The sequence below is a fragment of the Sphaerisporangium sp. TRM90804 genome (assembly GCF_029846175.1).
Taxonomy (GTDB): Bacteria; Actinomycetota; Actinomycetes; order Streptosporangiales; family Streptosporangiaceae; genus Sphaerisporangium.
The window spans coordinates 288,651-308,150 of record NZ_JARWAC010000009.1 but is presented as its reverse complement, the minus strand read 5'-3'; the positions used below and the strand labels follow the sequence as shown (position 1 = coordinate 308,150).

The 19,500-nt window shown below is 73.5% G+C and carries 20 protein-coding genes; 6 read left to right on the top strand and 14 right to left on the bottom strand.

The annotated features are described in order from the left end of the window. Nucleotides 1-2: 2 nt before the first annotated feature. Nucleotides 3-1,295 (bottom strand): amidohydrolase family protein, encoded by a 1,293-nt coding sequence (locus PYR91_RS12170; protein ID WP_279779725.1) that lies wholly within the window; start codon nt 1,293-1,295, stop codon nt 3-5. Between the two features lie 59 nt (nt 1,296-1,354). Here PYR91_RS12170 and PYR91_RS12165 point away from each other — a divergent pair, with 59 nt between their 5' ends. Beyond that, on the top strand, nt 1,355-1,867 hold the full coding sequence (locus tag PYR91_RS12165; RefSeq protein WP_279779723.1) for a MarR family transcriptional regulator: 513 nt from the start codon (nt 1,355-1,357) through the stop codon (nt 1,865-1,867). Between the two features lie 9 nt (nt 1,868-1,876). Here the strand turns inward: PYR91_RS12165 and PYR91_RS12160 are convergent, their stop codons facing one another. The 11 genes from PYR91_RS12160 to PYR91_RS12110 form a co-directional block, all read right to left on the bottom strand. After that, nucleotides 1,877-2,893, bottom strand: coding sequence for a tyrosine-type recombinase/integrase (locus PYR91_RS12160; protein ID WP_279779721.1), 1,017 nt, complete (start codon nt 2,891-2,893; stop codon nt 1,877-1,879). Nucleotides 2,894-2,966: 73 nt separating this feature from the next. After that, nucleotides 2,967-3,422: a MarR family transcriptional regulator gene (locus PYR91_RS12155; protein WP_279779720.1), complete on the bottom strand. Its 456-nt coding sequence runs from the start codon at nt 3,420-3,422 to the stop codon at nt 2,967-2,969. 108 nt (nt 3,423-3,530) lie between these two features. Beyond that, the gene (locus PYR91_RS12150; protein WP_279779719.1) at nt 3,531-3,911 is read right to left on the bottom strand and encodes a SchA/CurD-like domain-containing protein; all 381 of its coding nucleotides are present in this window, start codon (nt 3,909-3,911) and stop codon (nt 3,531-3,533) included. A 64-nt stretch (nt 3,912-3,975) separates the two neighbouring features. After that, a complete protein-coding gene (locus PYR91_RS12145; RefSeq protein ID WP_279779718.1) occupies nt 3,976-4,605 on the bottom strand; it encodes an antibiotic biosynthesis monooxygenase in 630 nt (209 codons plus the stop codon). 65 nt (nt 4,606-4,670) lie between these two features. Next, entirely contained in the window at nt 4,671-5,141 is a 471-nt protein-coding gene (locus PYR91_RS12140) for an SRPBCC family protein (RefSeq protein WP_279779717.1), read from the bottom strand. Nucleotides 5,142-5,159: 18 nt separating this feature from the next. After that, entirely contained in the window at nt 5,160-5,411 is a 252-nt protein-coding gene (locus PYR91_RS12135) for an acyl carrier protein (protein ID WP_279779716.1), read from the bottom strand. 137 nt (nt 5,412-5,548) lie between these two features. Further along, complete coding sequence (locus tag PYR91_RS12130) at nt 5,549-6,787, bottom strand: ketosynthase chain-length factor (protein ID WP_279779715.1); 1,239 nt, start codon at nt 6,785-6,787, stop codon at nt 5,549-5,551. Continuing rightward, nucleotides 6,780-8,123, bottom strand: coding sequence for a beta-ketoacyl-[acyl-carrier-protein] synthase family protein (locus PYR91_RS12125; protein ID WP_279779927.1), 1,344 nt, complete (start codon nt 8,121-8,123; stop codon nt 6,780-6,782). Before PYR91_RS12125 ends, PYR91_RS12130 begins: the two co-directional genes overlap by 8 nt. Before the next feature lie 38 nt (nt 8,124-8,161). Then, nucleotides 8,162-8,611, bottom strand: a complete 450-nt coding sequence (locus tag PYR91_RS12120) for a cupin domain-containing protein (RefSeq protein WP_279779714.1) — start codon at nt 8,609-8,611, stop codon at nt 8,162-8,164. Continuing rightward, on the bottom strand, nt 8,604-8,933 hold the full coding sequence (locus PYR91_RS12115; RefSeq protein WP_279779713.1) for a TcmI family type II polyketide cyclase: 330 nt from the start codon (nt 8,931-8,933) through the stop codon (nt 8,604-8,606). Before PYR91_RS12115 ends, PYR91_RS12120 begins: the two co-directional genes overlap by 8 nt. A 183-nt stretch (nt 8,934-9,116) precedes the next feature. After that, nucleotides 9,117-11,084 carry an AfsR/SARP family transcriptional regulator gene (locus PYR91_RS12110; RefSeq protein WP_279779712.1) on the bottom strand — a complete coding sequence of 656 codons (1,968 nt, stop codon included), beginning with the start codon at nt 11,082-11,084 and terminating at the stop codon, nt 9,117-9,119. A 543-nt stretch (nt 11,085-11,627) separates the two neighbouring features. Between PYR91_RS12110 and PYR91_RS12105 the strand changes: the two genes are divergently transcribed. The 3 genes from PYR91_RS12105 (at nt 11,628) to PYR91_RS12095 (ending at nt 15,342) form a co-directional block, all read left to right on the top strand. Continuing rightward, complete coding sequence (locus PYR91_RS12105) at nt 11,628-13,304, top strand: acetyl-CoA carboxylase carboxyltransferase subunit alpha (RefSeq protein ID WP_279779711.1); 1,677 nt, start codon at nt 11,628-11,630, stop codon at nt 13,302-13,304. Between the two features lie 139 nt (nt 13,305-13,443). Further along, nucleotides 13,444-13,935 carry a biotin/lipoyl-containing protein gene (locus PYR91_RS12100; RefSeq protein ID WP_279779709.1) on the top strand — a complete coding sequence of 164 codons (492 nt, stop codon included), beginning with the start codon at nt 13,444-13,446 and terminating at the stop codon, nt 13,933-13,935. 51 nt (nt 13,936-13,986) lie between these two features. Beyond that, entirely contained in the window at nt 13,987-15,342 is a 1,356-nt protein-coding gene (locus tag PYR91_RS12095; protein ID WP_279779708.1) for a biotin carboxylase N-terminal domain-containing protein, read from the top strand. A 230-nt stretch (nt 15,343-15,572) separates the two neighbouring features. On the opposite strand, the gene PYR91_RS12090 is transcribed toward PYR91_RS12095, so the two are convergent. Next, nucleotides 15,573-16,658 (bottom strand): TetR/AcrR family transcriptional regulator, encoded by a 1,086-nt coding sequence (locus PYR91_RS12090; RefSeq protein ID WP_279779707.1) that lies wholly within the window; start codon nt 16,656-16,658, stop codon nt 15,573-15,575. A 97-nt stretch (nt 16,659-16,755) separates the two neighbouring features. On the opposite strand from PYR91_RS12090, the gene clpX reads away from it, so the two are divergent. Continuing rightward, nucleotides 16,756-18,060 (top strand): ATP-dependent Clp protease ATP-binding subunit ClpX, encoded by a 1,305-nt coding sequence (gene clpX, locus PYR91_RS12085; protein WP_279779706.1) that lies wholly within the window; start codon nt 16,756-16,758, stop codon nt 18,058-18,060. A 15-nt stretch (nt 18,061-18,075) separates the two neighbouring features. On the opposite strand, the gene PYR91_RS12080 is transcribed toward clpX, so the two are convergent. Next, the gene (locus PYR91_RS12080; RefSeq protein WP_279779705.1) at nt 18,076-18,963 is read right to left on the bottom strand and encodes an NAD(P)-binding domain-containing protein; all 888 of its coding nucleotides are present in this window, start codon (nt 18,961-18,963) and stop codon (nt 18,076-18,078) included. Between the two features lie 43 nt (nt 18,964-19,006). Here PYR91_RS12080 and PYR91_RS12075 point away from each other — a divergent pair, with 43 nt between their 5' ends. Further along, entirely contained in the window at nt 19,007-19,357 is a 351-nt protein-coding gene (locus PYR91_RS12075; RefSeq protein ID WP_279779704.1) for a helix-turn-helix domain-containing protein, read from the top strand. Nucleotides 19,358-19,500: the final 143 nt, after the last annotated feature.

Sequence of the window (19,500 nt, the reverse complement as noted above, 5' to 3'; positions counted from 1 at the left end):
GGCTACACCGCCCGCGCGCGGGGCGTGGCCGCGAGGCGGGCCGCCGAGGCGGCGAGCGGCGCCAGCACGTCCTGGACGACGTGGTGCAACAGCCGGCCGTGCCGCTTGACGACGCGGCCGGCGACGATGACGGTGTCGACCGCCCGGGTGTCGGCCGAGAGCACCACCGCGCCCACCGGGTCGTGGGCGGGCGCCATGCCGAGCAGGTCGGTGCGCAGCAGCACCAGGTCGGCGTGCCGGCCCAAGCCGAGGGAGCCGGCGGCGTCGCCGAGCCCGGCGAGCCGCGCGCCTTCCAGGGTGGCAGCCCGCAGCACGTCGCGGGTGGTGAAGCCGAGGTTGGGGCGGGCCCGCTCCAGGGCGTACGCGGCGCGCATCAGGCTGAACATGTCCCCCGGGCCGCTCACGACGGTGTCGCCCCCCAGCCCGGCCGGGGCGCCCGCGGCCAGCGCGCGGCCGGTGACCGGGATGCCGAACCCCAGTTCGGCCTCCACGACCGGTGAGACCGAGATGCCGCCGCCGCTGCCGGCGATCCGCTTGAGCGCCTCGTCGGAGTAGTGGTTGCCGTGGGCGTAATTCGTGCCCGGGATGAGCAGGCCTTCGCGCTCCAGGAACTCCAGCCCCCACCGCGCGCGCTCGGGATCGAGCCCGCCCATGTGCACGGTCAGCGGCAGGCCGAGCTCGCGGGCCAGCCGCCACTCGCGCAGCGCGTGCTCCTCGCCGGCGAACTCCGGCCCGAGCGCGGCGATCGCCATGGTCACCAGGCCGCCGGAGGAGCCGAAGTGCTCCTCGTGCACCCGGCGGCCCGCGGCCGCGAGCGCGCCGGGCCTGCCGGGCCCTCCGTAGCAGTACCCGAACACGGCCCTGATGCCGGAGTGGCGCAGCGCTTCGACGGCCGCGGCGGTGTGCTCGGGCGTGAGCTGCACGTGGGACCAGTCGACGAGCGTGGTGACGCCCGCGTCCAGGCATTCCAGGGCGCCCGCCAGGTTGCCCGCGTAGACGTCCTCGGGCCGGTGGGCCCCGGCCAGCTCCCCGATGACGCGCTCGACGTAGCGGGGGAGGGTGAGGTCGGGGCCGATCGCCCGGATGCCGGCCTGCCAGGTGTGCCGGTGGGCGTCGACGAAGCCCGGCAGCACGATCATGCCCCGCGCGTCGATCACCTCCGCGCCCTCGGGCACGGGCAGCCCGGGCCCGACGGCGGCGATGCGGCCGTCCTCGGTGAGCACGTCGGCGACGGCGGAGATGACCGGATCGGTGTCGACGGCGACGCCGCCCTTGATCAGGAGAGTCGAAGGCATGCCGAAACCATACGAGAAAGCTTTTCTAAAAGCAATATCGGGAGATGTACGCTCGTGCCGTGCACCATGGCGAACGTGACCAGGTCGACGCGCTGGCGGCCGAGTGGGAGAAGCACCTGCCGCCCGAGGCGGTCGCCAGGCTGGAGCTCGGCAAGCGGGTCTCGCGGATCGGCGTCCTGCTGGAGCAGGCGCTCAAGGCCGAGCTGGCCGAGATCGGCCTGACCTACGCCGAGTTCGACGTGCTGGCCGCGCTGCGCCGCGCGGGGGAGCCGTACCGCCTGCGGCCCAGCGAACTGTCCCGGTCGCTCCTGCTGACCTCGGGCGGCACCAGCAACGTCCTGCAGCGCCTCACCGCGGCGGGGTACGTCGAGCGCGAGGCGGACGCCGGCGACGCCCGCAGCCGCTGGGTGCGCCTCACCGAACGAGGCGTGCGTGTCACCGAGCGCGCGATGGCCGCGTCGGGCCGCGTCCACGAGGAGATCATGACGGGCATCCCCGACGAGGCCGTCCGCCACGCGGCCGACGCCCTGCGCGAGATCCTGCTGGTACTGGGCCGCCGCCGCTTCCGCTAGCGGAGCGGGCTATGGCTGGTCGCGGCGGGGATGCGGGGCCGCGCCGGGGCGCAGAGGGCGGGCGGGGGGAAGGCGGAGGCGGTCGACGGCTTCCCTGCGGCGGGTCTCGGGGCGGCGGTCGTAGCGGGCGGTGGTGACGGGGGAGGCGTGGCCGACCAGGGCCTGGGTGGTCGCGAGGTCGACGCCGGCGTCCAGGAGCTCGCCGATGAACGTGCGGCGGAAGTCGTGCGGGGTGCGCCTGGCGGCGCCCGAGGCGGCCAGGCGGCGGGAGACGATGTCGGCGATCGCCTGCCCGGTCATGGGCGCGGGGCTGCCGCCGGGGGCGCGCAGCCGGCCCGCCTTGTTGACCGGGCAGAACAGCGCGCCGCCGGCCGGGCCGCGCACCGCCAGCCAGGCCTCGGTGCGGGCGACGGCCTCCGCCGTGAGGTAGACCAGGCGTTCCTTGTCGCGCTTGCCGCGCACGCGCAGCGAGCGCGCGGCCACGTCGTAGTCGGCCAGGCCCAGCCCGGCGATCTCGGCGCGCCGGCAGCCGGTGGAGTACAGCACGGCGAGCAGGGCGCCGTCGCGCACGCCCGCGGGGGAGGGGTCGCGGTCGCAGGCGTCCAGGGCGGCGCCCACCACCTCGGCGGGGACGTGCTGCCCGGCCGGCAGCCGGGTGTGCTGCAGAGTGGGCAGGTCGGCGGCGCGCTGGTAGTCCTCGGCGTTCATGCGGCCCAGCCGCCAGGCCTCGCGCATCACCCGGCGCAGCGCCACCAGGTGCTTGTTGACGTAGGACGGCGACCAGCCCTGCTCGGTGAGGATCGCGCGGATGCGCACGGTGTGCTCGTAGCGCAGCAGGTGCCATGGCTGCCCGGCGCCGGTGGCGGCCTCGTCGCCGGTGATCACGCGGGCGATCCGGTCAAGGCAGCCCCGCATGGTGCGCCGCGACTCCGCGCCGGTCAGCGCGTCGAGGTAGACGCTGTAGGGATCGGTCGCGGGCGCGACGGCGCCGACGGCGGGGTCCTGCGGCAGGGCGGGCACGTCCACCCGCCGATCCTAAGCTCCCGCCGGGCCGTCCGAGGCTCGCCGCCGATAGTGATCTACAATGTAAAGGACGCGGCTAGGTGCGCCAACCATCGACGAGATCGGTCAACCGGCGGCTGCGCGAGAGCAGCCCGGCGACCAGTTCCAGGTCGTCGCAGCGGCGGCGGACCAGGGGGTGCCAGGCCTCGCGCAGCTCGCGCAGGGCCGGGTCGGTGCGGGCGCGGTGGGCGAGCGGGTCGGCGTGCACGGCGACGGCGCGCCCGTCGGGCGAGGGGCGGCGCTCGGCGAGGCCGTCGGCCTCCAGCGCGGCCACCACCCGGCCGGCCGCCTCCTCGGTGAGCCCGGTGACCGTCGCCAGATGGCGCACGCTCAACGGCCCCCGGCGCGAGAGCTCCGACAGGCAGCGGAAGGCGTCGGCGTTCATGCCCACGCGCGCGGCGAGGGCCCGCACCAGGCGGTCGGCCTGGGCGAACAGGGCGCGGGTCTCGCGTTCGACGGCCTCCAGGACCTCTATGTCCTCATCGTGGGGCATTTGTGGTGTCCCTTCGTCACGGCCATGGTGCCAGGCGGACGGGGAGCCCGGGCGCATCGTGCCCGGGCTCCCTCTCGGCGGCCGCGCGGGCCGCCGAGCGCGCCGTCGTCACAACCGGGTGGACTGCGCCTCGCTGGACGACTGGGTGAGGCACCGCATGCCCGCGTTGCGGAAGAACGCCGCGAAGCCGTCGGACGTGCCGGTGTCGCGGGTGCCGGCCAGGAAAGGAGCGATCTTGTCCTCGATGACGTGGACGTGCCGCTGGCTCGCCAGGTGACGGGCGATGCCGGAGAAGTCGCCCTCGTAGTGGACGAGCCGCACCAGCACGTCGTCCTTGACGAACACCCCCGTCCCGATCAGCCGGGCCGTCTCCTCGCCCCGGTCGTTGGTGACGACCGGCGTCTCCAGGGTGGGTGCTTCGGCGAAGAGCCGCGTGAGCTCCTCTTCGTGGCCGGGCTTGATGCGGAAGGTGAGCATTGCGTACGGCATGGAATACCTCCGTCGTGGTCGTCCGGCGCCGCGTTCGGGCGCCGGTGTCGGGTCCGGGCGCGGGTCAGTACGCGGCCAGGACCTCGTAGGAGCCGAAGATCCCGAGGCCCTTGTCGTGGTAGCGCGCCAGCGGCGAGGTGGTCGGAAGGTGCTCGGGGCTGCGCTCCCACTCGCGGTAGGTCGGGACGTCGTCCCATTCGCTGAGCACGGCGAAGCGGCGCGGGTCGCGCAGCGAGCGCAGCAGCTCGTTGCCGCGCAGCCCGGGCCTGCCGCGCAGGATCGTGCTGATCTGGTGGTAGGCGTGCTCGACCGACCCGCGGTCGGAGTCGGGCTCGTTGAGGTACAGGGCGACCCGGACGCGGCCGGACGCCGGCGGCGCGGCGAGGCGGGCGGACACGGTCATGGGGATCATGGAGGTCCCCGCCGGGTCGCGGTACGGGTCCAGCCGCATGCGGTTGGCGGCGTGCTCGGGGCTGTGCTCGAACTCGTGGAAGCGGTCCTCGTTCTGCCAGTCGCTGACGATGTAGTAGATGCCGTCCTCGTCGGGGCTCCTGGCCAGCGACTGGCCGACGTTGGCCGGGTGGCGCGCGATGGTGGCGGCGACGTCCTGCCAGGTCTTCTCGAACTCCCGCTCCATGCCGGGGTGGATCCGCATCTTCACCATGACGCGGTACACGTTGTCACTGTCGTTCATGCCTGCTCTCTTCTGCGCGTCGGACTGGTTGTCGCGGGGGCCGGGCGGCCCTGCCCGCCGGTCGGTCACATGCGGACGGGCGAGATGCGGTCGGCCGCCTCCTCGACGAGCTGCCGGATCCGGTTCATCTGGACCACGGTGTTCTCGTTGAGGCGCTTGGTCATCTGCTTGTCGCTGAGCGGCGCGTCGGGCTTCATCTCGAAGTCCTGCACCCAGCGCATGCGCACCGCGTCGGGCACCTGGGTGTACTCCCAGAAGATGTTCATGTACTTGAACCAGCCGGGTTCGACCCGGTGGGCCCGCACGGTCCTGGTGGCCGGGTCGGGGGTGCGCTCGGAGACCCAGCTCCACTCGTTGCCGTCGGCGTCGGGATGCATGGTGAGCCGGAAGCGGACGGTGGGCCCGTTCCGCTCCAGGATGTCGGCGGCCTTGTACTCGCTGAACAGCGCGGGCCAGGACCCGACGTCGTTCGTCATGCTCCACACCAGATCCATCGGGCCGGCGATGATGATCTCGTTGTCCACGTGTCCTGCCATGTCGGCACCCTCCGGTTGTCAGGCCGCGAGCCGGCGGTTGACGTAGTCCACGGCCGCCTGCGGGGTCTTCATCTCGTCCACGGCGTCGTCGGGGATGCGCACCCCGAGCTCCTGCTGGATGCGCGCGGCCATCTCCAGCACGGCCAGCGAGTCGTAGCCGAGCTCGACGAACGTGACGTCGCCGATGTCGTCGGCGAGGTCGACGCTCTCCGGTACTCCCGCGCAGCCGCCCATGATGCGTCTCATGTCGTCGAGGCTGAATGTGGTCATGTCGCTCTCCGTTGTCGCGAGTCGGGTCGCCTGGGCGTGCCGGGCACGCCAGGCGCTTTGCGTGCCGTGACGAGGCGGGCGCCGGCCGCGCGGGCCGGCGGGTTCTGGGGTTGCGGGCGGGCGAGCGCCTGCGGGGGTCAGGTGGCGGTGACCACCATGGCGGCGTTGAAGCCCCCGTGCCCCCGGGCCAGCACCAGCGCCGTGCGCACCGGGCCGTCGCGCGGGATCGTGCGCACCAGGTCGAGGTCGCAGGCGGGCGCGGTGGCCCGCACCCCCACGGTCGGCGGGATGACGCCGTCGCGGATGGCGAGCAGCGCCGTGGCCAGGTCGAGCGCGGCGCCTCCGGCGTACAGCCGCCCGGTCATGGTCTTGGGCGCGGTGACCGGCACGCCGTAGGGGCCGAAGACGGCCGAGATGGCCTGGGCCTCCAGCCGGTCGCGTTCGGGCACCGCCATGGCGTCGGCGAACACGACGTCGACCTGGTCGGGGGTGAGGCGGGCCTCGTCCAGGGCGCCGGTGACGGCGCGCCGCAGGTTGGAGACGGGTTCGCCTCCCGGTTCCGGCCTTGGGTCGAAGGTCGCGGCGTATCCGGCGATGGCGCCGTAGGGGCGGGCGTCGCGGGCCCGGGCGGCGGCCTCGGTCTCAAGGACCAGCATGGCGCCGCCCTCGCCGGGGACGTACCCGCAGGCGTCGGCGTCGAAGGGCAGGTAGGCGCGTTCGGGGTCGTCGCGGGTGCTGAGCAGGCCGTTGGACATCTGCGCGACCAGCCCGTACGGGCACAGTGAGGCGTCGGTGCCGCCGCTCACGACCATGCGGGCGTCCTGGCGCAGCAGCCGCCGGGCCTGGGCGACGACGTCCAGCCCGCCGGCCTGCTCGGTGCAGATGACGCCGCAGGGGCCGCGCATGCCGTACCTGATGGAGATCTGGCCGGTGGTGGCGGCGTAGAACCAGGCGATGGACTGGTAGACGCCGACGAACCGCGGGCCCTGGGACCACAGCTTCTCGATCTCGCGCTGGCCGAACTCGGTGCCGCCGGAGGAGCTGGCGGTGACGACGGCCATCTCGTACTCGGCCAGGCCGGCGGGGTCCAGGGCGGCGTCGCGCAGCGCCATGTCGGCGGCGGTGAGGCCGAGGTGGCTCCAGTGGTCGGTCTGCACGGCCAGGCGGCTGGGGACGTGTTCGGTGTCGTCGAACTCGCTCACCTCGCCGCCCACGCGGACGGGGTAGCGGTCGGAGTCGAAGCGGGTGATCCTGCCGATGCCGCTCTTGCCGTCGAGCGTGGCCGACCAGTACGCCTGGGTGCCGAGTCCGTTGGGCGCGGCGACGCCGATGCCGGTCACCACCGGCCGGGTCGCGGGAGCGGTGCGCTCAGCCATGGTCGTCGCCTTTCGGTGCGGTGCCGCGGGTGCGGCGGCGGCCGTGTCCCCCCGCGAGGAGCATGGCGGTCTGGAACCCGCCGAAGCCGCTTCCGACGCTCAGCACGGTCTGGACGGGCTGCTCCCTGGCGGTGAGGGGCACGTAGTCGAGGTCGCACTCGGGGTCGGCGGTGTGCAGGTTGGCGGTGGGGGGCACGACGCCGTTGGCGATGGCCAGCGCGCAGGCGGCGACCTCGATGGAGCCGATGGCGCCCAGCGAGTGGCCGATCATCGACTTGATGGAGCTGACGGGGACGCGGCGGGCGCGGGCGCCGAGGGCAGCCTTGAAGGCGGCGGTCTCGTGGCGGTCGTTCTGCCGGGTCCCCGAGCCGTGGGCGTTGATGTAGTCGACGTCGGCGGGATTCAGCCGGGCCTGTCCCATGGCGGTGGTGATGGCCTCGGCCATCTCGCGGCCGTCGGGTTTGAGGCCGGTCATGTGGTAGGCGTTGCTGCGGCTGGCGAAGCCGACGATCTCGGCGTAGATGCGGGCGCCCCGGCGGGTGGCGGCGGCCCGCTCCTCCAGGATCATGACGGCCGAGCCCTCGCCGAGGACGAAGCCGTTGCGGTCCAGGTCGAAGGGGCGTGAGGCGTGCTCGGGGTCGTCGTTGCTGGGCGAGGTGGCCTTGATGGCGTCGAAGCAGGCCACGGTGATGGGCGAGATGGGGGCGTCGGTGGCCCCGGCCACGACGGCGTCCGCCGATCCCTCCTTGACGAGCTGGTAGCCGTGGCCGACCGAGTCGAGGCCGGCGGTGCAGCCGGTGGAGATCAGGGCGACGGGGCCCTCGGCGCCGCCGGCCCAGGCGATCTCGGCGGCCAGGGTGCTGGGGATCATGTACCCGTAGAGCTGGGGGACGCCGTAGGCGGGGTCGACCAGCCACCGCCTGCCGCCGTCGCTGAGGACGACGTACTCCTCTTCCAGGCCCATGGTGCAGCCGACGGCGCTGCCGATGGTGACGCCGAGGCGTTCGGGTGGTACGTCGTGGCTGGTCAGGCCGCTGTCGGCCAGGGCTTCGCGGGTGCTGACCACGCCGAGCTGGGCGGCGCGGTCCATGCGGCGGATCTCCTGCGGGGACAGCCCGTGCGCGCCGGGGTCGAAGTCGCACTCGGCGGCGATGCGGGACCGGAAGCCCGTCGCGTCGAAGAGCGTGATGGCGCGCGTCGCGGTGCGCCCGGCGGTGAGCAGGTCCCAGAAGGCCCTGACGCCGATGCCGCCGGGGGCGGCGACGCCGATGCCGGTGATGACCACGCGCCGCTCGTGGCGCGTGGACGCCGGGCGGGCGGCGCCGGGCCGTCTGATGGGCCGGCGCCGTGCCGCGGGACGGGTGTCCACATCGTTCACCGCGGGCTCCCTGCCGCGGCGTCGCCGGCCGGCCGGGCATGGCCGGCGTGCTCGGTGGCGGATTGCTCGGTGTCCACGTGGCCGAGGTCGGGCCTGGGCGCGAGCGGGCTGGCGTGGAAGACCATGCAGGCCTCCTCGTCGCCCCGGTTCTCGACGCGGTGCTTGACGGTCTTGGGGACCATCATGCCCTCGCCGGGGCGCAGGACGATCTCCTGCCCGCCGTCGACGCGGGCCACGACGGTGCCCCGGACGACGTACATGAACTCCTCGGAGTAGGGGTGGTAGTGCTCGACGAAGTGCTCGCCGGGCTGCAGGTAGGCGACGCCCATGAAGCCGGAGGTGGAGCCCACGGTCTTGGGGCTGAGCAGGACGCGGATGTCGCCGCCGCGGCGGCGGTTGGGCGCGACCTCGTCGACGGCGACCTTGGTCAGGCGGATCTCAGACACGGTCCTCGGCCTCCCAGGTGTAGAACGGCTCGGCCATGGCGTCCTTGGGTTCGCGCCAGTTCGGGTCGTAGGGCCGGATGTGCTCGCTCAGCCGCTGGTTGATCTCGCCGTAGAGCGGGTGGCTGCGCGCCTTGTACAGGTTGGGCGTGATGTCCTGGTCGGCCTCGACCAGGTGGAAGTACAGGTCGTGGAAGCGGAACAGGGTCCGCCGCGACACTCCGATGAGGTGGGGCAGATCGCTCGCGTCCGACTCCGCGAATATCTTGGCGACCGCCTCCGTCTCGGAGGGCTCCATCCTCGCCACTATCAGCGTCCGATGCACCGCAGGTCTCCTTTCGTGCTTCGGGAGCAATGCTGGCCGGACGTCCTTGACTGGCGCTGATGCAGCACTGGTGCCGCGACGGCGGGTGCCGGACGCCGCGGTCGCACGGGCGCGGTCGCGGGGCCCACCGGCCCGGTGCGCGGCGAGGCCGGTGGTGCTCGTGGCGGGCGGTGGCGGCCGGTCTCAGGGGCCCAGGACGCGGGTGGCGGTGCCGTTGACGCGTTCGGCGGGCGCCGGGAGCGTGACGGGGCGGATCGGGGGGTGGGCGGCGGCCGCCCCGGTGGCCGGCCGGTCGGGGGCGGGGTCGAGGTGGGCGTCGAGCTCGTGGTCCAGGGACTCGCGGGCGTACAGGGCGAGCAGGTCGTGGATGGTGTGGCGGATCTCGTCCGAGGGGCCCGGTTCCGCGGTGAGCAGGGAGGTCGCGGCGAGTCCCGCCAGCAGGCGCTCGGCGTGGCCCGGGTCGCAGCCGAGCAGCGCGCCGGCCTGGCGTACGGTGACGTGCGGGGTGCGCAGCAGGCCCAGGAGGCGGAACAGGCCGCGCTCGGGGTCGGGCAGCCGTTCGTAGGCGGCGCGGAAGGCCGCGCGCACGTCCAGGCCGGCCGCGCACAGGTTGTCCAGGCGGGCGCGCGGGTCGCGCAGCCGTTCGGCGAGGCTGGCGAGGGTGAGTCCCTGGCTGGCGGCCAGCCGGGATCCGGCGCAGCGCAGCGCGAGGGGAAGGCCGCCGCACAGGTGGACGATGCGCTCGGCGGCGGCGCGCTCGGCCTCCAGCCGCTCGGGCCCGATGATGCGCCCGAGCAGTTCCAGGCCCTCGCCGGGGCTGAGCGGTTCCAGCTCGACGACGTGGGCGCCGGCGAAGCCGTGCAGGCCGGACCGGCTGGTGACGATCACGGCGCAGCCGGGGGAGCCGGGCAGCAGGGGCTGGATCTGCGCGCCGCCGGTGGCGTCGTCGAGCACGATGAGGACCTGGCGGTCGCTGCACCAGGTGCGGAACAGCTTGCTGCGTTCGTCGCGGTCGGCGGGGATGCGCTCGGGCGGCATCCCGGCGGCCAGCAGGAAGCCGGCCAGCACCTGCCCGGGGTCGGAGCCGCCGCCGGGGCCGTCCAGCTGGGCGTAGAACTGGCCGGAGGGGAAGTCGGGGCGGGCCCGGTGGGCGGCGTGCACGGCGAGGGTGGTCTCGCCGACGCCGGGCATCCCGCTGATGCAGATCACGCGGACGGCGGTGCCCGAGTGGGCGGTGTGGGCGAGCGTCGCGGCGATGCGGTCGCCGACCTCGCCGCGGCCGACGAAGTCGGCGATGTCGGGCGGGAGCTGGGCCGGTCGCACGGCCTTGGGCGCGGGGGCCTGGACGGGGGCGCGCGGGGGGATCTCGCGCAGGGCCAGGCCGGGGTCCTCCGGGCCCGGGTGCTCCAGGCCGGGGTTGGCCGAAAGCAGGCGCTGCTGCAGGCGGCACAGCGCGGGGGACGGCTCCAGGCCGAGCTGGCCGACCAGCACCTGGCGCAGGTTCTGGTAGACCTCCAGCGCCTCGCCGCGCCGGCCGGACTGGTAGAGCGCGGTCATCAGCTTGGCGTAGAAGTCCTCGTTGAGCGGGTGGGTGGCGATCAGCTCCTTCAGCTCGCTGATCAGCTCCCGGTGCCTGCCCAGCCGCAGGTCGGCGTCCAGGCGCAGTTGCAGGGCGCGAAGCCTGCTCTCCTCCAGGCGGGTGATCTGCGCCGACAGCAGCTCTCCGGCCGCCAGGTTGGACAGGGCCGGGCCGCGCCAGAGGGCCAGGGCGTGGAACAGCGCGTCGGTGGCGTGCTCGGGCTCGTCGCGCTCCAGGGCGCTCCACCCGTCGGCGACCAGCCGCTCGAAGCGGTAGACGTCGATGGTCTCGGGGGAGGTGGCCAGCAGGTAGCCGTAGGGCTTGGTCACCACGGACGCGGGCCCGCCGGTGCCGATCATCTTGCGCAGCTTGTAGACGTAGGTGTGCAGGGTGGCCAGGGCGGTGGCGGGCGGGCGCTCGCCCCACAGTTCGTCGATGAGCTCGCGGGTGGAGACGATCTGGTTGTGGCGCAGGACCAGCATGGCCAGGACCGCGCGCACCTTGGCGGCGCTCGGGGTCAGGTCGCAGGAGCCGTCGACGACCTGGAGCGAACCCAGCACCCGGAATTCCATGTGATCTCCGCAGATGATCGGGGACGTCGTCCATGCACCGCCGCACCGCGCCCGCGTAACGTCCGGAGCTGGTGGACCTCTCGAATTTAGATGAACCCGCTTATCGGAACTTCCGGAAAAAAGGCTTATCAACACCAAATCTACGAAAAAGTGCTGGTCTGCCGCTGTACCGCGCCCCGAGGGCGGGCCCGGCGAATAGCGGCCACCACCTCTCCGGGTGCTGGAATGCCGGCCACCGACTTCCTTTTTGGCCGGAAAAATAGCCTTAAGTCGGCATAAATCAGCGAGGCACGGTCCGGGCTTCCCGGTTCCGCGCCCGGCGGTGAACGGTCGCGCTCCGCACTCGCCCCAGGCGCCGCCGGACCAGCGCCGCTCCATCGCCGTCCAAGCGCCCTCCAAGCGCCGGTCCAGCGGCGCGGCGGATGGTGGGCCGGTACGGGGGTTCGCCGCGCGTCACCGGCGCCGGGCCACCTTCGCGGATCGGACGTGAGGAGCGCACATGCGAGCAGAGGCCTGCCGGCCGGGGACCGGGGAGGCGGCGGCGTGACCGCGACCTCCGCCGCGACGGGCTCCTCGCTGTGGACCGCCTGTCCCGGCTGCCGGAGCCCCATGTACGGGGAGCACTTCCGCAGGAGCCTGCGGGTCTGCCCCGAGTGCGGGCACCACGACCGGTTCGGCGCGCGGGAGCGGATCGCCCAGCTCTTCGACGCCGGCTCGGTGAGCCCGCTCGGCGCGGCTCCCACCGTGGAGGACCCGCTGGGCTTCGCCGACACCCGCCCCTACGCCCTGCGGCTGCGGCAGGCACGGGAAGGCACCGGCCTGGAGGAGGCGGTGCTGTGCGTCACCGCGGCCGTCCGGGGCCTTCCGGTGGTGGCGGCCGTGATGGACTTCGCCTTCATGGGCGGCAGCCTCGGCTGCGCCGTCGGCGAGCGCATCACCGCGGCGGCCGAGCACGCGCTCGCGACCGGCACCCCGCTGGTGCTGGTCACCGCCTCGGGCGGCGCGCGCATGCAGGAGGGCTCGCTGGCGCTGATGCAGATGGCCAAGACCAGCCAGGCGCTGGCCGACCTCGACGACGCCGGGCTGCTCACCGTCTCGGTGGTCACCGACCCCACCTACGGCGGCGTCGCCGCCTCCTACGCCACCCTTGCCGACGTCATCGTCGCCGAGGCGGGCGCGCACATGGGCTTCGCCGGCCCCCGGGTGATCGCCGGCACCATCGGCCAGGCGCTGCCCGCCGGCTTCCAGACCGCCGAGACGCTGCTCGCCGGCGGCCTGGTGGACGGCGTGCGGCGCCGCGCGGAGCTGCGCCCGCTGCTGGCCCGCCTGGTCGGCGCCGCCGCCTGGGCGGCACGCGGGCGGCCGGTGCCGGGGGAGTGGCGGACGAGCGCGCCCCCGCTGGTGACGCGTCCGGAGGAGCTTCCCGAGCGGGACGCCTGGGCCACCGTCACGCTGGCGCGCGACCCCGGGCGGCCCACCACGCTGGACTACGCGAGCTGCCTGCTGGACGACTTCCTGGAGCTGCGCGGCGACCGGGTCGCCGGCGACTGCCCGGCGATCGTCGGCGGCGTCGGGACGGTGGACGGCGTGCCGGTCGTGCTGATCGGCCACCAGAAGGGCCACGACACCCGCGAGCTGGTCGCCCGCAACTTCGGCATGGGATCCCCGCAGGGGTTCCGCAAGGCCGCGCGGCTGATGCGGCTGGCCGGCAAGCTCGGCCTGCCCGTGGTCACGCTCATCGACACCCCCGGCGCCCACGCCGGGGTCGAGGCGGAGGCCGGCGGCCAGGCCCACGCCATCGCCGAGAACCTGCGCCTGATGTCGCGGCTGCGCGTGCCGGTGGTGGCCGTGGTCACCGGCGAGGGCGGCAGCGGGGGCGCGCTCGCCCTCGGCGTGGCCGACCGGGTGCTGGCCCTGGGCAACGCCGTGTACTCGGTGATCAGCCCGGAGGGCTGCGCCGCCATCCTGTGGCGTGACGCCTCGGCCGCGCCGCAGGCGGCCGGGGCGCTGCGGCTGGGGGCGCGCGAGCTGCTGCGCCACGGCGTCGTCGACGCCGTCGTCCCCGAGCCCGACGGCGGCGCGCACCAGGACCCGTCGCTCACCGCCCGCCTGGTGAGGGGCGCGGTCACGCGGGCGCTGCACGACCTGGTGCCGCTGGCGCCCGACGACCTGATCCGCGCGCGCAGGCGCAGGTTCCGCCTCTTCGGAACCCGCCGCTGACGCCTCGGTCGTACGCGGGCCGCCCGGCCCGTGGCGGTACGCCGCCGTCCGGGCCGGTGCGGGTGAGCGGGGCGGCGGTGCCGAGCAGTGCCGAGCAGTTGGGCAGTTGGGCAGTTGGGCAGTTGGAAGGAGGACGTGCATGACAGCCGATACCAGGCACGCGGACGAGGGCGAGCAGGTGCTCGCCTGGGTGGTGAGGCACGCCGCCCAGCTCGGGCAGGCCGGGCCCGCCCCCCTGCGCCGGATCAGGGTGTCCACGGCCACGTTGGCCGTCGACGTGGAGTGGTCGCAGGCCCGGCCGGCCGGCCGGGACCCCGCCGAGGCCGGGCAGGAAGGTGCCGGGGAGGCGGGGGCGGAGGGCGTGGTGGCCGTGACCGCTCCGATGGTCGGCACCTTCTACCGGTCGCGTGAGCCGGGGGCGCCGCCGTTCGTGCAGGTCGGCGACGTCGTCGAGCCGGGACAGCAGGTCGGCATCATCGAGGCGATGAAGCTGATGAACCCGGTGCTGGCCGAGTGCCACGGACTGGTCAGCGAGATCGTCGCCGCCGACGGCGCGCCGGTCCAGTACGAGGACACGCTGCTGTTCCTCGGGCTGGACGACGCCTCCGGCGGTGTCTTCCCACGGCTCTGACCCGCCCCCCTCAGAGCCTTCATCCCTTACTCCCTTGGAGCCTGGTACGCGATGTTCACCACAGTTCTGATCGCCAACCGGGGCGAGATCGCCCTGCGCGTGCTCCGGACGTGCCGTGAGATGGGAGTCCGGACCGTGGTCGCCCATTCGACGGCGGACCGCGACTCGGCGGCGGTGCGCCTCGCCGACGAGTCGATCCAGATCGGTCCGGCGGCGCCGAAGCACAGCTACCTGAACCCGGCCGCAATCGTCGCCGCCGCCGTGCAGTCGGGCGCCGACGCGATCCACCCGGGCTACGGCTTCCTGTCGGAGAGCGCCGAGTTCGCCGAGATCTGCGAGGCGCACGGCCTGACGCTGATCGGCCCGCCGTCCGCGGTGATCGCCCGGCTGGGCGACAAGGTCTCGGCGCGCGAGTTCGCGCTGTCGGCCAAGCTGCCCGTGCTGCCCGGCGGCTCGGAGCCGATGGGCCCGGTCGAGGGCGCCAGAACGGCGCACGCCGTCGGCTACCCCGTCGTGATCAAGGCGGCGGCGGGCGGGGGTGGCCGGGGCATGAGGGTGGTGCACGATCCGGGCGACTTCGCGCGCGCGTTCGCCACGACCCGGCGCGAGGCCTTGACGCTGTTCGGCGACCCCCGGGTCTACGTCGAGAAGTACCTGGACGCGGCCCGGCACGTCGAGGTGCAGGTGCTGGCGGACGGCCACGGCAACGTCGTCCACCTGGGGGCGCGCGATTGCTCGGTGCAGCGAAGGAGACAGAAGCTGATCGAGGAGACGCCCCCGCCCAACGTGCCGGCCGCCACGCTGGAGCACCTGGGCGAGCTGACCGTGCGGGCGGCGCGGGCCGCCGGGTACGTCGGCGCCGGCACGTTCGAGTACGTGCTGGACGAGCACGGCGCGTGTCACTTCATCGAGGTCAACTGCAGGCTGCAGGTGGAGCATCCGGTGACCGAGATGGTCACCGGGATCGACCTGGTGCGCGAGCAGCTCCTGGTCGCCGCCGGCCAGCGGCTGGGCTTCCGTCAGGAGGACGTCACGTTCTCCGGCGTGTCCGTGGAGTGCCGGGTCAACGCCGAGGATCCCGCGCGGGGCTTCCTGCCGACGCCCGGGGTGATCGAGACGTTCGTGCCGCCGGGAGGGCCGTTCACCCGGGTGGACACGCACGGGGCGCCCGGCCTGCGCGTGACGGCCGACTACGACCCACTGATCGCCAAGGTGGCCGTGTGGGCGCCGTCTCGGGCGCAGGCGCTCGCGCGGGCGCACCGGGCGCTGGAGGAGTTCACCATCAGCGGGCCGGGCGTCCACACCGACCTGGCGTTCCTGCGCGAGGTGCTGGCCCACCCGCTGTTCCGGTACGCCAAGCACACCACGTCGCTGGTCGAGCAGATGATGTCCACGCCGATGACGTAGCGGGGGAGCCCTCCGGCGTGGCCTCGGAGTCCTGCACGGGGGGAGCGGGGACGCGGCGGACGTCCGGTGCCCGGCTGGGGAGACGGGCGGGAAGCGGTCGCGCGCTCCGTGGGCCCCCCTTAGTGATCTACAATGTAAAGGAGCTGGGTTTAGACAGCTTTCTTTACGACCACCCAAAACCCCTCACCCACGGGGGAAGGCGGCAGCGACGCCGTGATCCTCGTCCGGGACTATCTTCGCCGCCGGGCCGGGGTGTTCGCGGTGGCGGCGGCGTGGAGGGCGCCGCGGTCGTCGGCGCGGGTGACGACGCGGCCGGCTTCCACGCGCAGCGCGCTTTCGGTCTCGTCGTCGGCGGGCACGCCGGCCGCGCCGGCGAGGGCGCCGGTGGTGTCGCAGACGACCTGCAGGCGCGGCCACGCCGACATGGGGAACGCGTGGCGCAGCCGGCCGCCGACCTCGGCGACGACCAGACGGGCGAGGGGGGCCAGTTCGTGGGGGTCGGCGGTGACCAGGACGGCGGTGACCTGGGCCCTCGGTGGTGTGGCGCGTACGGCCTGCTCGATGGCTGCCAGCCGGTGCAGGCCCAGGACGGCGACCACGCCGTCGCCGGTGAGCCGGGCGGGCTCGCCGCGCACGGCGTCCGTCGCGGGCGGCGGCGACCAGGGCTCGTCGGCGGGGCGGGCCTCGGGGACCATGGTGGGCGGCGGCCAGTGGTCGCCGAGATCGAGCTCGGCGAGCCGTTCGCACACGCTGACGATGTCGAAGGGCTCGACGAAGCCGGGGGCCGCGGCGGACATCTGCGCGGTGCCGTGCAGGGTGGTGAGCGCCGCCTCGGCGATGCGGACCATGCGGGCCGGCGGCGCGCCGGGGGGGCGCAGGTTCTCCAGGGCGAGCCCGAGCAGGATGCCGCTGAGGTTCATGAGCTGGGCGAACGGGTGCCGTAGGCGCTCGTCTGTGAGGATCTCGGGGATCAGGTCGGCGGCGAGGCGGGCGCTGCCGTGGAGTTCTTCGGTGGCCAGGGGCAGCCGGGTGACCCAGGCGCGGGCGAAGGCGCCGAGCGCGTCGCGCGGGGTGCGGCCCGGCTCAGGGCGCGGGGGGTGGGGCGCGTGTTCGGCGGCCTGAGCCATGACGGCGAGGTAGAGGGCTCGTTTGCCGGGGAAGTTGGAGTAGACGGCGCCCCGGGTGAGCTCGGCGCGGTCGGCTATGTCGTCGATCCTGGTGGCGCGGAAGCCGCGTGCGGTGAACTCGTCCTTGGCGGCGGCCAGCACCCTGGCGCGGGTGCGTTCTTGGAGCTGGGCTCTGGTGAGCCGGGCCATGATGGTCCTCCCCGGGTGACGTTGCCGTTCGTCGGGATCGAAGATACCGTGGCCATCTGTATGGTGTGATCATCTGACTTGAGGGGGCGCGGTCCGGGTGGCGCGCATCGGTGACGGCGGTGACCTGCTGAAGTGCACCTTCTGCGGGAAGAATCAGAAGCGGGTCAGGAAGCTCATCGCGGGGCCGGGCCGGGTGTGCATCTGTGACGAGTGCGTGGGGTTGTGCACCGAGCTGATCGAGGAGGAGCTGGCCGAGGCGGCGGCGGAGTCCTCGGGGGGCGGGGCGGGGGAGCTGCCGAGGCCGCGTGAGATCGTCGAGTTCCTGGGGCGGTACGTCGTCGGGCAGGAGCGCGCCAAGAAGGTGCTGGCGGTGGCGGTGTACAACCACTACAAGCGGGTCGGTTCGGGCGCGGTGGGGGCCGCGGGGCGTGGTGCGGAGCCGGTGGAGCTGGGCAAGTCGAACATCTTGCTGGTGGGGCCGACCGGGAGCGGTAAGACGTATCTGGCGCAGACGCTGGCGCGGATGCTGGACGTGCCGTTCGCGATCGCGGACGCCACGGCGCTGACCGAGGCGGGTTATGTGGGGGAGGACGTGGAGAACGTCCTGCTGAAGCTGCTCCAGGCGGCCGACTTCGACGTCGCCAGGGCTGAGCGCGGGATTCTCTACATCGACGAGATCGACAAGATCGCGCGCAGGGGGGAGAACTCGTCGATCACCCGTGACGTGTCGGGTGAGGGGGTGCAGCAGGCGTTGTTGAAGATCTTGGAGGGGACGACGGCGAGTGTGGCGCCGCAGGGTGGGCGCAAGCATCCGCACCAGGAGCTGATCCAGATCGACACGAGCAACGTGCTGTTCATCGTGGGGGGTGCGTTCGCCGGGCTGGAGGAGATCGTCGAGCGGCGGTCGGGCCGTGGGGGCGCGGGGTTCGGCGCCGAGGTCGGTGACGGGCGGGAGCGGGGGAGGGCGGACGCGCTGGCGGGGGTGATGCCTCATGATCTGGTGCGGTTCGGGTTGATCCCGGAGTTGGTGGGGCGGCTTCCGGTGGTGTCGGCGTGCGAGCCGTTGGATCGTGAGGCGCTGGTGCGCATTCTCACCGAGCCGCGCAACGCGCTGATCAAGCAGTACCAGAAGCTGCTGGCGATGGACGGGGTGGAGTTGGAGTTCACTCCGGATGCCGTGGAGGCGATCGCCGAGCAGGCGCTGTTGCGTCGTACGGGGGCGCGGGCGGTGCGGGCGATTCTGGAGGAGGTGCTGCTGAACGTGATGTACGAGGTGCCGAGCCGTGATGACGTGGCGCGGGTGGTGGTAGGTCGTGACACCGTGCTGGAGAACGTGAATCCGACTCTGGTGCCGCGTGAGCGTCCAGGGCATGGTCCGGAGCGGCACGAGAGGTCGGCCTGAGGCTGTCGCGGGTGGTCATCGGGGGTTGAGGACGTCGGTGACGGTGAGGAAGCCGTCGGTGCCGCGGCCGCGCCCGATGGCGCGGCGGGCCAGGCCTTCGGCGGCGCGCATCACGCCGGCGTCGATGCCGTGGGCCTCTGAGGTGTGGACGATGTGGGCCATGGAGGACGCGGCCGAGGTGATGGGGTTGTCCTCGCCGGAGACGTGGCCGCTGTCCACTTCGTCCGCCGCCTGCTGGAAGATCGGCGGCAGGATGGTGCCGATGCCTGCGGCGAACGGGGCGAGTTCGCGTGCGGTGATGCCTTCGGCTCTGGCGACGGCCAGGGCGTGCGCGTAGCCGGTCATGGCGGTCCAGAAGATGTCGAGCAGGGCGATGTCGTAGGCGGCGGCCCGGTGGATGTCGGTTCCCAGGTGGGTGTGGGTGCCGCCGAGGGTGTCGAGTACGGGGCGGTGCCGCTGGTAGAGGTCGTGGGGGCCGCTGTGCAGGAAGGTCGCTGCGGGTGTTCCGATGGTGGTGGTGGGGGTCATGATCGCGCCGTCGAGGTAGCCGATGCCGTGGTCGGCGGCCCAGGCGGCGGTGTCGCGGGCGCGGTCGGGGGTGTCGGCGGTGAGGTTGACCAGGGTGCGGCCTTTGAGGGCGTCGGTGACGGGGCGGGGTCGCAGGATGGCGTCGGCGGCGTCGTAGTCGACCACGCAGATCACGGTCAGCGGGGCGGCGGCGACCGCGGTCTGGGGTGAGGGGGCGGTGGTCGCGCCTCGCCGGAGCAGGTCGTGGTCCTTGCCGGGGGTGCGGTTCCAGACGGTGGTGCGCAGGCCGGCGTTGAGGAAGGCGCCGGTGAGGGCGCGGCCCATGGGGCCCAGGCCGAGCACGGTGACGGCAGACTGTTCTGCGGGGGAGGTCATGTGGGGGCTCCTTGTTCGGATCGGTGAAGGGGATGGGACGACGATGACGCGCAGTCGTGCTCGGGACGAGGACGTGTGCGGGGTGACGGCGGCGATCGCGGTGATCGACGGCAAGTGGAAGACGGTTCTGCTGTGGCTGCTGGAGTCGGGGCCGCGGCGCCCGGGGGAGTTGCGGCGGCTGTCGCCGGGTCTGGCCGAGAAGGTGCTGACTCAGACGCTCCGGGAGATGGAGGGTGACGGTCTGGTGCACCGGGAGGTGTACGAGGGGCGCCCGTTGAGGACGGAGTACTCCTTGACGCCGTTCGGGCGTGAGCTGTCGGAGGCGCTGGGGCCTGTTTCGGAGTGGGGGCATCGCCGCCTGGAGCGGCTGGCGGAGGGCCGGCAGGTGTCCTGACGTGTTCGCGGCCTTCTGGTCTGTTCTGCGGGGCGGTCCGGGTGGCCGTCCGGGATCAAGCTTCGGGGCGTCCGGGGCCGGGCGGCAAGTACCCACAAATTTGTGGGTACGCGGTGGTCGGCGGGCGGTGCCGCGTCGTGGGT